Origin of the sequence: Synechococcus sp. OH30 (assembly GCF_047462175.1) — a bacterium.
Taxonomy (GTDB): Bacteria; Cyanobacteriota; Cyanobacteriia; order Thermostichales; family Thermostichaceae; genus Thermostichus.
Genome location: NZ_JANSIP010000005.1, coordinates 139,132 through 152,103, shown reverse-complemented (window position 1 = coordinate 152,103; position 12,972 = coordinate 139,132). Strand labels below are relative to the sequence as shown.

Sequence of the window (12,972 nt, the reverse complement as noted above, 5' to 3'; positions counted from 1 at the left end):
TCCCAGTAACTATGAGCGAAGCCCTGCACCGCGCCTTGGCCAATCAAGATCTGCAACAGTTGCTGGCTTACTTGCAGCAAGGGGCAGATGTGAATGCTCCCGATTGGCAGGGGGTTACCCCACTTCACAAAGCAGTACTCATCGGCAAGCTGGAGTTGTTGGACTTGCTTTTGGCTTATGGCGCTTCTGTCCACTCGGTGGATTCCAGCGGGGCTACACCCCTCCATTTGGCTGCAGTCAGCGGCCAGGTGGAAGTGGTGGAGCGGCTTCTCCAGGCAGGCAGCGAGATTGATCTGCCAGATCGCCACGGATACACTCCTCTCCATCGGGCTGCCCTAGCCGATCAGGCAGAAGTTATCGGTCTGCTGATCCAAAAAGGGGCAAACGCTTGTAGAGTTCTCCACTGGGCTGCGGCTACGGGTAGGAAAAGCGTTGTAGCTCGCCTACTGTCCAAGGGAGCTCCAGTGGATGGAGCCGATGAAGCAGGGCGAACCCCTCTCCACGAGGCAGCCGCGCAAGGGCATTTGGGTATTGCTCGCTTTTTGATCCTGTACGGGGCCAATGTGAATGCCCGCAACCGCTTTGGAGCCACACCCATGCACTGGGCGGCTTGGGAAGGGCATGTTCCAATCCTAGAACTTTTGCTGCAGCATGGGGCCGAATTAAACCCCCGGAATCAGGAGGGACACACACCCTTAGCCTATGCGCAAAAGCGGCAGCACAGGCTAGCTGTTCAGTGGCTGCAAGACCGAGGCGCAACCCTTTAGTGTTCACGCCAAACAAAAACAAGAATCTGAAAGGGTGGTTGAGGGTGTAAAAGTGATCCCTAGCTCCCCTCTGGAGAGACGGGAAAAGGGGCTAGGGGTAAGAGCAAGGAATGCCTCAGTAAGGGATCCCTACTTCCTGGGAGACAGGAGATAAAGAGAGAGGACGTTCCGATCGCTTCGTCACGGTTAGCGTTCACGCCATCTAGTCACGCCGCTTCCGCTTGCTAGCCCGCCGACGCAAGCGCAATCACCCTCAACTGCTACCTCCTCCTTCAACACGGTGTTGGCGGCAAACCCCCCTCCCCTATTTAGATTAAAACCTCAACTTTGAGGGGAAAGGGGATCCCTCCCTGCCAAACGCAGGATGGCCAGTTCCGCCGGCGCGGGATCCCCACTCTACCCAAGGCAAGAGAGGAAGACTGATGGATGGGACTCCACCCTGAGGGACAGTGTAGCGCTATTGAGATTAAGTTGCAATATATTCCCGGGACATAGCGGACCCTCTTTGACAGAGACTTGCATCAAACTGAGGGAGTCTGGTAGAGTGCTTAGCTAAAGTAGTTGGAAAAAATTTGCATCTAGGTCTTTGCAGGTCGCGGAGGGTGAGCATGACATGGCAACGGGTGCAGTCAGGAGAGTGGTGTCGGCAGTTGGGGCAACTGGCGCCTCAGTGGTGGCTGGGGTGGAGTCCTGAGCAGGGCTTTCGGCTCTATCGCCAAGAGTCTCTACCTTCTCTGTCTGCGCGGATTCGCTGTCAAGAGCGAGATGGCTGGCTGGATGTGTTTTTGGGAGAAGCGGAGCAGCATCCCCAGCGGCGGCACAGCCTCTTGGATGCAACGGCGCGGGTGGCTTTGCACTACTTGCCGGAGGATCTGGCCCAGCTGCGGTTTCTCCCGTGCCCGCACGAGCGCATTCCCCTGCAGCTTTGGCAGCACTTAACGCAGCAGCATAGCTGAGAACGGTTCCAAGGGTTCCCCTCTGCCACGGCAACAAGCCCTACTTTGCGCTTGCCCAGCCAGGAGCCACAAGTTGCTCCGCCGCCTAGCCCCCTGCTGGGGTTTGCAGGCCCTCCTGGGCCTAGAAGCTAGCCTCCTCCTTTAGGAAGCTGGGAGTGCCATGATGGAGGGTAGTTACCCGCGCCTCTGCCTCCATGAGCACTGCCACTTTACCCCGTTATCGCTCTTCCCTGTCTCTGACCCGCACTTTGGCCGCCCTGGGTGGGGCATTGCTGTGTGGGATCCTGGTAGTGCGGCTCCAGCTGCCCATGGTGGAGCGGATCAACCTGGAGGCCATAGAAAATGCTGAGGTCCGCAAGAACCGCAACATCGCCCTGGCTAACACCCTGGGCTGGCTGGGCTACCGCAATCTGGGAGCTTCCTGGCTGTGGTTGGAGCTGATCCAGTACTACGGAGACGCTCCTGCCCGCGCCCAGACTGGCTATGGCCTTGCCTACGAGTACTTTGACCACATGCTGCGGCTGGATCCCTCTTTTTTCTTGGGCTACCGCTTGTCTAGCTTGGTGTTGGCCTATCAGGCCGGCCAGCCGGAAAAAGCTATTGAGATTTTGGATCGCGGCCTGCGGCAGTTCAATCCCCAGAACAATCCCGATGCCTGGAAACTCTACGTAGACCGCGCCTTGATCAATTTCATGTTTTTGGGGGATGCGGAAGCAGGTCGCAATGACTACTACCAAGCCGCAGCTTGGCGGGAACAGGTAGGCCTGCCGGGTGACGACTTTCGCCAGTTGGGGGACAACATTGCCCGCAGCCCTCTCAGTCCCCGTTCCCGCTTCGATGTCTGGCTGAGCGTGTTTAACGCCACCAGCGACCAAGACACCCGCTTGCTTGCCTTGGAGCAACTGGCGCAATTGGGCACAGTCCTGCGGACGCTGCCCACCGGAGAAATTGAAATTCTCCCGCCCCCCTTGCCCAATGGGATCGAGGAAGAGCCCTATCGCCTCCGCCTGTAAAATGCTGCTGCTCCCCCAAGTTAGTCAAAAGCCGGATCTTTGGGCAAGGAAAATTAAAAAGCACTCCCCCCAGCCCCGGGAAAAGCAGCTATCCTCGTAGCACCCTCTAGAGACGTCTTGGGGCTTGGGTTTGTTCCCAGAGTTTTTCTCGATTTCCTTAAGGAGTGACCCCCATGAGCTCAAAAACTTCCCTCCCGATGACGGCGGCTGCCCTTTCGCGCAGTTGGCTTGTCCTACCTGCAGCAGCCCAATCTCTTGAGACAGTGCGGGTGCGGTCGGTGGTCGATGGGGACACCTTTTGGGCAGACCTAAACGACAGGCCAACCCGTTTTCGTCTTGCCTATGTGGATGCGCCGGAGCTAACGCAGGGGCGGTGGGGGCGCCTCTCCCAGGAGGCTCTGCAAAAGCTGCTGCCGCCGGGATCCCTGGTGCAGGTAGACACCCTCTACATCACCCCAGAAGGGCTGCACATTGCCGAAGTGTACAACGCCGACGGCCTAGTGAACTTGGAGATGTTGCGCCAGGGGCAGGCAGTGGTTTACGAGCGCTTTTTGCACGGGGACAGCCGGGAGCGCTACCTGGAAGCTCAAGGGGTCGCGCAGGCGGCACGCCGGGGTTTTTGGCAGCAAAACCAGCCGGTGATGCCGTGGGAGTTTCGAGAAGCGGCACTGCAAGTCTCAGCTTTTGCAGGACCTCAGGTTTTGGATGGGTCTTTCCTGCGGGAAAACCCAGCGGCGGCAGCGGGTGTGGGTATTGCCACAGTGGTGGTGATGGTAGGGCTGAGCAAGCTGCTGTGGAAAAAGCCCAGCCAAGAGAGGGTAAGCCTCCGGCAGCTGGAGCGGGATCTAAAACAGTTGCAGCGCAGCCTAACCACAACTCTGGCCAGCCGCAAGCAACTGGAACGGAAGTACAGTCAACTGCTGCAAAAGGCAGAAGAGTGGTTTGCCAGAGCCCAAGAGGCTACCCAACACAATCAGGACGAGCTGGCACGCCAGGCTTTGGTGCAGCGCAACCAACACCTAAGTGCAGCAGAGGCCGTTCGCCACTCCCTAGAGCAGGTGGAAGCCCAGGTAGTAGCCCTTCGCGAGGGCATTTCCCGCCTGGAAAGCCAGATAGCAATAGCCAAGCTGGAACGGGAGAGGAACACCTAAGCCAGAGGGGCAGCAGGGAGACCTTTGCCCGGGCCGCTGCTCTGTAGACCCAACTGAGGCCATACCCGCTCGAGAATCCGCCCTTGTCGAGCAAGCCAGGCAAGCAGGGGCAGTGTCCTAGCGGGAAGCGCTAGGGGTTGCCATCTCAAGCGGGTCTGCGCATTGGCGAAACGGTTGTTAGGGATCCCCGCACCCAGAGGCTCAGGTTGCAGCCTATCTGGGGGGGCAGCAGTTGCCTAGATTGGGATCAAGGCGACTGCGGAGCCCACAACCGGCTCAACCCAGGGGCAAGGTTAGACTGGGAAAAAGAACTGCTGCTGCGGCCAGACGGGGTCTAGCTTTATCGCAGCGTGGAGTACAACGGGGGAGCAATGGCCTTCTTTGCTTGCTGTTCTTCTTTCCCTCGGCGTTGGGGAAGAGCGCCACAAAACTGGGGAAGCTGGGCAGGACTGTTGCTCCTGGCTCTGCAGCTTGGGCAGTCTGCAGCAGCTCAAGAGACCCAAGTTTGGATTGGCACTGGCCAGATCTTGAGTGGTCAAGGACAGGGAGCAACGGTGCAACTGGTTCTGGAAACAGGGGGCGGACGGATTTGGAGCCAATCAGGGCCGGCTTTAGATGCACCCTTTTCTGGGGAACAGACTTCGGTTACCAGTGGTGATGGCACTTGGCAAATCCAACCCCAGGGGAACCAGTTGTTGGTGACCTTTTACCGTGGCGAGCAGATCATCCGCTGGCGACTCCACCCTGTTGACAAGGCGCCAACTTCTTCCTCTTGGCCACCTTCCTCTGCGAGTGGCGAAACTGCCCAACCCGTAGCTCTGCCTGTGCAAGAGCTAGTGGTTCCTGTCCTAGAGTTGCCCCGCCATCCCTAGAAGCTCAGGGGTGGTCTTGCTTGGCTTGCTGCCAGAGCCTCTCTAGCTCTTGCAGGGTGCGTCCTTTGAGGGGGAAGTCTTGGGCAGGCAGCTCTGATTCTGCCTGTTGCCGCGCCAGCTCTTCCAGGCGCAAAAAACGGCGGGCAAAGCGCAGATTGGTCTGCGTTAGCGCCTGGACAGCATCCAGCCCATACCAGCACCCCAAGGTAACTAGGGCAAACAGCAGATCTCCCAGCTCTGCTTCCTGGCGGGCCCGGTCGGGGGGATCGCGCTCCAGCTCTTGGCGCAGCTCGGCCTCTTCCTCGCGGATCTTGGCCCAGATCCCTTCTTCTCTTGGCCACTCCACTCCTGAGGCCACCACCTTTTGGGAAATTTTCAAGGCGGCCATCAGGGGAGGCAGAGTTTCAGCGTAGTGCAGCAGTTTTTGACCAAGGGTTTGCTGCGGCTGCTCTTGCTGCTTGATGTCTTCCCAAAGGCGGTGCAACTGGGAAAGGTCAAAACTCTCTGGCTGTAGGGTCTCCCCAAACACATGGGGGTGACGGCGGATTAGCTTGTCGGCAATCCGCGCTGCCACGGTTTCCAGGTTGAAATGGTTTCGCTCTGCAAAGATCTGGGATTGCAACACCACCTGCAACAGCAGGTCCCCTAGCTCTTCGGCAATGGCGGCTGGATCCCCGGCTCGAATGGCCGCCACAGTCTCGTAGGCTTCTTCAAGAATGTAGGGAGTAAGCGATTCAGGGGTCTGGGCGCGATCCCAGGGGCAGCCGCTGGGGGAACGTAGCCGGGCTACAATTGCTGCTAGACGGCTGAGGTGCTGGGCAGACTCAGCACGCTCCAGATAGAGATGGGCAAAAGGGCCCGTTTTTTCTGGCTCCCAGCTCTGCAGCGTCAGCGGACCGGCCACTACCTCTAAGTCTGCGGTCAGCAGAGTCAAAGATTGAGCAGGGGCACAGACCTGCCGTAACCCACAAACCAGCTCTGCCACTTCCTTGCTTCCGCAATTTTTTAGCAGCAGGGATCCCTGCCCCACCGCCGACCAGCGGGCCAGCTCCTGTTGCCAGTTGGACTGCAGGCTATCCAGCGTTTGCAGCATGGTCGTAGAGGCGGCCCAGATCCAAAAGCCGCCTAAGCTGGTCGAGATCGATAAAGCTCAGTTCCAAAAGAATCATCAGCAGGGGCCCCTGCTGGCGGCGCTGCAGTTTTTTGGCCAAACTTAGTTGCGAGCGGTCGACAATGCCCGCTTCCAAGAGGTATTCTTCCAAAGCCGGAGGAGGAATGGGATCTAGCATAGGCACTTCAGGATCCTGAGAAGGACAGCTGGAAAAACTAAGAAAATGGCCAGCCGCTGTAACCATTCTTAACACTTCTACTGGATTTGTGCAAAGAGAGTAGGTAGGCCAAGGGTGAGCCACTGCCAGCTCTCCCAAGGGGCAGCTGGTTGTCTGTCTCCAAGAGTGAATGCGATTGAGGTCAAAATAATAGCAAGTCTGCTGGCGATTGACAGCAGGTGGGGAAGCCGCGGTGCTTTCCAGCTTTGGCGCAGTTTCTGGTTCTGCGGTGAGGCAGCCCAAGCTCCGCTAGGCTGAAAGTAGGTGTAGCGTTACTCGGTGGGGGATTTTTGCTATGGCTAAACCTCAAGAGTTGCTGCCGGTGGGGACAAGGGTTGAGGTGGTGGAGATACCTCCCTATTTGAAAACGGCCGATCCGGTGCCGAGGTTGCGCCCGGCTCATTTAATTCAGCTGCACGAGCAAGGGGTGATCCGGCAGCGGCGGATGTTGGGCACCTACTGTGTGCAGTTTGCCAACGGCCTCTTTTTGATTGAGGGCAAATATCTTCGCCCTCTAGGAGCTGCAGGTCTTGAGAGTGACGGCAGACTTCCGCGGTAGAGTAAAGTTGCTGGCTGGCGTTGGGTCAGAACTTGGCTCGGCGGCGGGATCCAAGCCAGCTTGTGGCATTGGCTTTTCTGCTGCTGCCCTTCACCATTAGGCTAGCGTTGCGTATGCCCAGAGTTATCGTCACCGATCCCATTGATCAGGCGGGAATTGACATCCTCTCCCAGGTAGCTCAGGTGGATGTGCGAACCAACCTTACCCCTGAGGAGCTGATTGCGGTGATCCCCAACTACGAGGCCATTGTGGTGCGCTCCAGCACGCGGGTTACCCGGGAGGTGATTGAGGCAGGGAAGAACCTGAAAATCATTGGCCGGGCAGGGGTAGGGGTGGACAACATCGACGTGGCTGCTGCCACCAAGGCCGGGATCCTAGTGGTCAACTCCCCTGAGGGCAATACCATTGCTGCCGCCGAGCACACTATTGCCTTGATGATGGCCCTCTCGCGCCACATTGCCGATGCCAATGCCTCCCTGAAAGCGGGCCAATGGAAGCGGCAGGAGTTTGTGGGGGTAGAGGTTTACAAAAAGACCCTGGGTATCGTTGGCCTAGGCCGGATTGGCTCCCATGTAGCCCAGATTGCCAAAGCAATGGGGATGCGGCTTTTGGCCTACGATCCCTATATTTCCGTCGAGCGGGCGGAGCAACTGGGGGTGCGCCTGGTCGATTTCACCACCCTGGTGCAGGAGTCAGACTACATTACCTTGCATGTTCCCAAGACCCCTGAGACCACTAACCTGTTTAACGCTGAAACCTTCCGCCTGATGAAGCCGACCGCCCGGCTGATTAACTGTGCCCGTGGTGGCCTGGTGGATGAGCAGGCTCTTTACGAAGCCCTCAAATCTGGCCAAATTGCCGGAGCGGCCCTAGATGTGTTTGCTGAAGAGCCCCTTAGCAAAGATTCACCTCTGCTTTCCTTGGGCAAAGAGATCTTGCTGACCCCTCACCTGGGGGCCTCCACTGAGGAGGCGCAGATTAATGTGGCCATTGATGTGGCCGAGCAGATCCGCGATGTGTTGTTGGGGCTGCCTGCTCGTTCTGCTGTGAACATTCCCGGCCTGCAGGCGGAGGTGCTGCAAAACCTCAAGCCCTACCTCGAGTTAGCTGAAACGCTGGGCAACCTGGTGGGTCAGTTAGCGGGGGATCGGGTTAGCCAGTTGGAGATCCGCCTGCAGGGATCCCTGGCTGAGAAAGACAGCCGGCCAATTGTCATCGCCGCACTCAAGGGGCTCTTGACGCTAGCTTTGCGGGAGCGGGTTAACTACGTCAACGCTTCCATTGAGGCCAAGGAGCGGGGCATTCGCGTAGTGGAAACCCGGGATCCCTCGGTAAGGGATTACTCCGGCTCCCTGACCTTGATTGCCCACGGCCCCAACGGGGTGCGTTCGGTTTCAGGGGCCCTCATTGGGGAGCGGGAGGTACGCATTACCCAGATCGACGAGTTCCCAGTCAATGTGCCGCCTTCGGCCAACATGCTCATGACGTTGCACCGAGATATGCCGGGGATCATCGGCCGGATTGGCACCCTGCTGGGAGCCTACAACGTTAACATCGCCAGCATGCAGGTGGGCCGCAAGATCATCCGCGGCGATGCGGTGATGGTGCTCAGCCTAGATGATCCCCTGCCGGATGGACTCCTAGAAGAGGTGCTCAAGCAGCCGGGCATTCGTGACGCTTTTGTGGTGAACCTCTAGCAATCCCCAAGCCTCGCTTTTCCTAGCTAGCAAGACGGAGGGTTGGCTTGAGCCAAAGTGAGTTGTCCCTAAGGCCTCAGATCTCCGACTGGAGTTGGCCGGCCTTTTTGGAGTCACTAGGCCGGTTTGGTGTAGATCTCAGTCTGGAGCGCATGCAGGTTTTGCTGCAGCGGCTGGGCCAGCCGCAGGCGGGGATCCCGGCCATCCACGTGGCTGGCACCAATGGCAAGGGCTCCGTCTGTGCCTGGGTTAGCCACGTGCTGTGGGCGGCAGGCTACCGGGTGGGCCGCTACACCTCTCCCCATTTGGTGGATTGGCGCGAGCGGATCTGGCTCAATGGGGAGTACATTTCCGCCAACGACTGGAGCCAAGCCTTGGCCCAAGTGCGGGACTGTCTGCAAACCTATGCTCCTGGCGAGGCTTCTCCAACGCAGTTTGAGGCCATCACTGCTGCTGCCTGGCTATACTTCCGCCAGCAAAAGGTGGAGGTGGCCGTGATGGAGGTGGGCCTCGGGGGGCGACTGGATGCCACCAACGCTGGAATCAAGCCGGTGGTAACCGCCATTACCTCCATTGGCTGGGATCATTGGCAACGCCTGGGCAATAGCCTAGAGCAGATTGCCGCCGAAAAGGCCGGCATCCTCAAGCCAGGGATCCCCGTGGTGTGCGCGCCCCAACCCCCCGAGGTGATGGCTGTCATCCAGGCCAAGGCAGCGCAGCTGGGCAGTCCCCTGCGAGTGGTGGAGCCCCTGCAGTGGTCCGGTCCTCAGACTGTCCGCTGGCGGGATCAGGTGCTGACCCTCCCCCTTGCCGGCGAGGTACAACTAGTCAATGGGGCGGTAGCCCTGGCCGTTGTGGAGACCCTGCAGGAACAAGGCTGGCGGATCCCCGATGTTGCTGTCAAAGAAGGATTTGCCCTCACCCGTTGGCCGGGTCGCCTCCAGCGGGTGCAGATTGGATCCCGCCAGCTGCTCCTGGATGGAGCCCATAATTTGCCAGCCGCCCAAGCCCTGCGCCGCTACCTAGACCAGCATCAGCCCGGCCCCCTCACCTGGTACATGGGCATTCTCACGACTAAAGATGTCAAGGGTATTCTTGCTGCCCTGCTGCGACCGGGGGATCGCTTTTGGGCCCTGCCCATCCTTGGCCATGCAGGAACGGATCCACAAGAATTGGCCCACCTCGCCCAGACCCTCCAGCCCCATCTCCGCCTTGCCCAGGCCCTGCCAGATCTTGCTGCTTTGCAAGCCCAGTTGCAGCAGCCTGCTGAGCCTGGGGAGCCGCCTGGGGTAATTTGCGGCTCCCTGTACCTCTTGGGCCAGGTGATGCAAGCTTGCCTGGGATGGGAGCTAGCCGGCTGAGATTCCTGCAACCCCCTTTGCTCCCTTTGCCAGCCTCATCGGGATGACAGGATTTGAACCTGCGGCCCTCTGCTCCCAAAGCAGATGCGCTACCAAGCTGCGCTACATCCCGTCTTCAAATATTATGGCAGAAAAATGCCCGGGATCCCTGCCTAAAGCGTCAAAGAGGCCTACCTGGTAGCTCGCAGGTAGGGCCGCGGCAAGGAAGGACAAAGCTGGCAAGGGCAGCCTTACCAACCAAAAGGGATTGCGCTTGCCCATCCCATGGCGTCTCTCTCCAAGGGGCAGCAGCCAGGGATCTCGCCCTTCCACAGCAGCGATTGCCGCTGGAAGAAGCTGCAGGCTTGAGGCACAGCCAGGGGAGAGTTGGCTCTCTTCGGGAAAGCTTGAATCTCCGCACCGACAAGGTCAGTGTCGGGATACAGCCCCCCTGCAGGTAGACAAAACGGCGTTGCCGGAATCTGGGTCATCCCGTGTCTGCTCCTGGAGGGACGACGCCTTCGCAGAGGGGGGGCGTTGGCTCACTCTAGAACGCGCCTCCAGGGACGGCGGCGGAGCATCCCAGCCGCCCTCTCCATGGACAACCCTGGGCATAACTGCTGCGCTTTCTAGGGCACCAGCTGTTCCTTGAAGCCGACCTCCCTAGCGCAAGAAACGGGCCAACAGTAGTAGGCCAAGGCCGCCAAAGAGGAGGTTAAAGCTCCAGGCTGCCACCCAAGGGGGAAGGGCTCCTGCTTCTCCCAGGCTGCGCGATACGCTCAGCACCACGTAGTAGGCAAACACCAGCAGGATCCCCAAGACGGCGCCGCCGTAGCGGCCCACACGGCGAGCGGTGCTGGATCCTAGGGGAAGGGAAATCAGCACGGCAAAGAAGCTGGCTAGAGGCAGGGAAAAGCGCATGTGGAACTCGGTGCGCAGCGCCTGGGTATCGAGGTTGGAGCGGGCCAAGCGGGAGATGCGCTCCGCCAGCTCTGGTAGGCTGAGCTCGTTGGGGGGAACTGGCGGCTGCAACAGGGCGGCCAGATCTTGGGAGACCGCCAGTGGCTTGCGGTCGAAGGGCTCTTCGGCCAGGCTGAGGCCGTCCGGGCCGTAGTGGTGAGTCACCCCTTCGCTAAGGGTCCAGTCCAGGCCGTTCCACACTGCCTGGGCCGCCAGGGTCACTTCCGCCAACCGGTACTTGCCCCCTGGCAAGGGATCCACCCGCAGGATAGTGACATCCTGCATGGTATTCAGCCGCGGATCCACCTGGCGAATGAAAAACCAGAGGTTGTCTAGGGACTCCGTCCCGCCAACGCCAGTGGTTTTGAAGAAGACGTCGTATTGGACCGGGCTTGTAGCCTGGGCCAGGAGCGCCTGCTGGTCAATGCGGCGGATTTCCCGTTTGCTGGCCGGCAGGAGGACGTTGCTGATTAAAAAAGCGCTCAGGCTCAGGAGCAGTCCCACCAGCAACAGGGGACGAAAAATGCGCGTAAACGGGATCCCGGCTGCCCGCATGGCGGTAATCTCGCTGTTGCCGCTTAGGTTGCCCAAGGTGAGTAGGGTGGCAAAAAAAGCGGCAATGGGCATGCCCAGCACCACCATCTCCGGCAGATCCAACATCAAGAGCTGCAGCACCGTCAGGGGGGGCACGGATCCCTCAACCAGCCGCTCGGCGAGGGTAAAGAGCCGGCCCGCCAAAAGCAGCAGGGTTCCTCCAGCAAGGCCGGCCAAAAGGGGGGTGAGCATCTGTCCAAACAGGTAGCGCTCCAGCAGCCAGAACTTGGTGAACAAGCGGGCCATGGGCAAAAGTTGAGGGATGGGGGCTATTTCAAGCTAGCGTGAACAACTCGCCGGCAGGCCCCCACCCCCAGCCCCTACTGCAATGATCCCAGCAGCGCTGGCGTTAAACTTGCTGGCCATTGGCTCTGGATCGGGGCTTCAGGGAGGCTGGCGGCTCGCCAGGAGGAGGTAAGGGCTCGCTGTTGCCGCCGGGATCCAAGCGGGAATTGGGGGGTGAAGGGCCGGGATCCAGTTTGGCCCCCCAGGCGGCTAGGTAAGCGCGCTGCTCAGGAGAAAGGCGACGGGCGCCGCGGAAATCTGCTCCCGCCACGATGGCGCCGGTGTAGGCTCCTGTTTTGAAATCGGGCTTTTGCCCTGGCTGGGCGGGAGAGGCCGTCTGGAAGGATCCCACAAACAGCAAAGCGCGGTAGAGATCGGCCCCGCGCAGGTCGGCATTGCGCAGATTGGTTCCACAGAGGTTGGTGTGGCTAAGATCGCAACCCCGCAGGTCAGCTCCTTCCAGGCTGGCTTCACTGAAATCCACCCCCCGCAACAGGGTGCCATGCAGGTCGGCCCCTTCCAGCATGGTGCCCAGGTTAACCACGCGGATACCATTGACGCGATCCCGCTGGTAGCCGCCTTTGCCGTCCAAAATGGGCCGGCCCAGGTGTTCGTCGCGGCGCAGGGGGCTAAGCAAGTTAGCGGTGGAGAGGAAGCGCAGGATCTTGGCTTTGCCAAAGCGATCCACGCCGTTCAAGATGGCCGCCGTGCGCCCGGCCGCAATGGCCCGCTCCAGGGGCCAGTCGTCCAACTGCCCGTCAGGGGAGAGAACCAGGTTGGAAATGCCCTCGAAGTAGGCGTCGATGGTCTGCTGCTGGGTGATGGTGTTCTGCTGGATGGTGAGGTCGCGGGAGATGACGTACTGCCGCCAGGCAATATAGGCGGCCAGGAGAGCGATGAAGATCTGCCCGGTAGCGCCAAACACCTCCCCCAAAGCCCCAATCGCCTCCCAGCTCAGGGATCGCAGAGTTGAGAGAACCCCACTCCAGACCACTGCCCCTGCCACGGCCAAGCTGAGGGCTGCCGCCGCCCATCCCAGTCTGGGCCAGGTGGCTAGCCACTGCCAGAGGTCGCGCCCAATCTGCACCCAAAGCGGCTGCCCCCACCAGCCGGCCAAGCCCAGCCAAGCCAGCACTGCCCCCCAGCCCAAAACCGGCTGCCCCGTCAACCCCGCCAGCGCCAGCAGCCCCGCCGGGATCCCCAACAGCAGCAGGTTAAGCAGGGGGCGCCCAGAGGAGAGGGAAGGCAGCGGCAACTCTTGGGAGGAGCCTTCGCGGGCAAGGGCTTCTTCGGTCATGGCAAGGGTATACTCTAGGGGTAGCGTTAGATCTGCGAAAAAAGCTTGCGTCAGTCCGTATCTGGGGTTGGGGAAGAGGGCAGGATCCCGCCTGTCAGGTTTGGTAGGATAACCTCGACCCTCCTTCCTTCTCTCGCCCAGCCTGGTGGAAGA

12 protein-coding genes and 1 tRNA gene are annotated in these 12,972 nt (G+C 59.9%); 8 read left to right on the top strand and 5 right to left on the bottom strand.

The window, feature by feature from the left end:
* The first annotated feature begins 11 nt into the window (after window positions 1–11).
* From NW830_RS07765 to NW830_RS07745, 5 genes are all read left to right on the top strand, one after another.
* Window positions 12–767 carry an ankyrin repeat domain-containing protein gene (locus NW830_RS07765; protein ID WP_414361277.1) on the top strand — a complete coding sequence of 252 codons (756 nt, stop codon included), beginning with the start codon at window positions 12–14 and terminating at the stop codon, window positions 765–767.
* 608 nt (window positions 768–1,375) lie between these two features.
* Complete coding sequence (locus NW830_RS07760; RefSeq protein WP_414361279.1) at window positions 1,376–1,723, top strand: hypothetical protein; 348 nt, start codon at window positions 1,376–1,378, stop codon at window positions 1,721–1,723.
* Window positions 1,724–1,917: 194 nt separating this feature from the next.
* Window positions 1,918–2,736: a hypothetical protein gene (locus tag NW830_RS07755; RefSeq protein WP_414361281.1), complete on the top strand. Its 819-nt coding sequence runs from the start codon at window positions 1,918–1,920 to the stop codon at window positions 2,734–2,736.
* A gap of 173 nt (window positions 2,737–2,909) precedes the next feature.
* Entirely contained in the window at window positions 2,910–3,887 is a 978-nt protein-coding gene (locus NW830_RS07750; protein ID WP_414361283.1) for a PspA/IM30 family protein, read from the top strand.
* A gap of 452 nt (window positions 3,888–4,339) precedes the next feature.
* Window positions 4,340–4,759 carry a hypothetical protein gene (locus NW830_RS07745; protein ID WP_414361284.1) on the top strand — a complete coding sequence of 140 codons (420 nt, stop codon included), beginning with the start codon at window positions 4,340–4,342 and terminating at the stop codon, window positions 4,757–4,759.
* A 4-nt stretch (window positions 4,760–4,763) separates the two neighbouring features.
* Here NW830_RS07745 and mazG read toward each other — a convergent pair whose 3' ends face one another.
* On the bottom strand, window positions 4,764–5,852 hold the full coding sequence (gene mazG, locus NW830_RS07740) for a nucleoside triphosphate pyrophosphohydrolase (RefSeq protein ID WP_414361286.1): 1,089 nt from the start codon (window positions 5,850–5,852) through the stop codon (window positions 4,764–4,766).
* Window positions 5,833–6,048, bottom strand: a complete 216-nt coding sequence (locus tag NW830_RS07735; protein ID WP_414361287.1) for a DUF2949 domain-containing protein — start codon at window positions 6,046–6,048, stop codon at window positions 5,833–5,835. Before NW830_RS07735 ends, mazG begins: the two co-directional genes overlap by 20 nt.
* A 334-nt stretch (window positions 6,049–6,382) precedes the next feature.
* On the opposite strand from NW830_RS07735, the gene NW830_RS07730 reads away from it, so the two are divergent.
* The 3 genes from NW830_RS07730 (at window position 6,383) to NW830_RS07720 (ending at window position 9,704) form a co-directional block, all read left to right on the top strand.
* Window positions 6,383–6,646 (top strand): NAD(P)H dehydrogenase assembly family protein, encoded by a 264-nt coding sequence (locus NW830_RS07730; protein ID WP_414404647.1) that lies wholly within the window; start codon window positions 6,383–6,385, stop codon window positions 6,644–6,646.
* A gap of 113 nt (window positions 6,647–6,759) precedes the next feature.
* The gene (serA, locus tag NW830_RS07725; protein ID WP_414361527.1) at window positions 6,760–8,343 is read left to right on the top strand and encodes a phosphoglycerate dehydrogenase; all 1,584 of its coding nucleotides are present in this window, start codon (window positions 6,760–6,762) and stop codon (window positions 8,341–8,343) included.
* 107 nt (window positions 8,344–8,450) lie between these two features.
* On the top strand, window positions 8,451–9,704 hold the full coding sequence (locus tag NW830_RS07720) for a bifunctional folylpolyglutamate synthase/dihydrofolate synthase (RefSeq protein WP_414404646.1): 1,254 nt from the start codon (window positions 8,451–8,453) through the stop codon (window positions 9,702–9,704).
* A gap of 38 nt (window positions 9,705–9,742) precedes the next feature.
* On the opposite strand, the gene NW830_RS07715 is transcribed toward NW830_RS07720, so the two are convergent.
* The 3 genes from NW830_RS07715 to NW830_RS07705 form a co-directional block, all read right to left on the bottom strand.
* Window positions 9,743–9,816, bottom strand: a tRNA-Pro gene (locus NW830_RS07715).
* A gap of 530 nt (window positions 9,817–10,346) precedes the next feature.
* Window positions 10,347–11,483, bottom strand: a complete 1,137-nt coding sequence (locus NW830_RS07710; protein WP_414404645.1) for an LptF/LptG family permease — start codon at window positions 11,481–11,483, stop codon at window positions 10,347–10,349.
* A gap of 103 nt (window positions 11,484–11,586) precedes the next feature.
* A complete protein-coding gene (locus NW830_RS07705) occupies window positions 11,587–12,819 on the bottom strand; it encodes a pentapeptide repeat-containing protein (protein WP_414404644.1) in 1,233 nt (410 codons plus the stop codon).
* Between the last annotated feature and the right edge of the window lie 153 nt (window positions 12,820–12,972).

Coding starts and splice junctions, on each gene's coding strand:
- NW830_RS07765 (WP_414361277.1), top strand. CDS start 12: ATGAGCGAAGCCCTGCACCGCGCCTTGGCCAATCAAGATCTGCAACAG.
- NW830_RS07760 (WP_414361279.1), top strand. CDS start 1,376: ATGACATGGCAACGGGTGCAGTCAGGAGAGTGGTGTCGGCAGTTGGGG.
- NW830_RS07755 (WP_414361281.1), top strand. CDS start 1,918: ATGAGCACTGCCACTTTACCCCGTTATCGCTCTTCCCTGTCTCTGACC.
- NW830_RS07750 (WP_414361283.1), top strand. CDS start 2,910: ATGAGCTCAAAAACTTCCCTCCCGATGACGGCGGCTGCCCTTTCGCGC.
- mazG (WP_414361286.1), bottom strand. CDS start 5,852: ATGCTGCAAACGCTGGATAGCCTGCAGTCCAACTGGCAACAGGAGCTG.
- NW830_RS07735 (WP_414361287.1), bottom strand. CDS start 6,048: ATGCTAGATCCCATTCCTCCTCCGGCTTTGGAAGAATACCTCTTGGAA.
- NW830_RS07730 (WP_414404647.1), top strand. CDS start 6,383: ATGGCTAAACCTCAAGAGTTGCTGCCGGTGGGGACAAGGGTTGAGGTG.
- serA (WP_414361527.1), top strand. CDS start 6,760: ATGCCCAGAGTTATCGTCACCGATCCCATTGATCAGGCGGGAATTGAC.
- NW830_RS07710 (WP_414404645.1), bottom strand. CDS start 11,483: ATGGCCCGCTTGTTCACCAAGTTCTGGCTGCTGGAGCGCTACCTGTTT.
- NW830_RS07705 (WP_414404644.1), bottom strand. CDS start 12,819: ATGACCGAAGAAGCCCTTGCCCGCGAAGGCTCCTCCCAAGAGTTGCCG.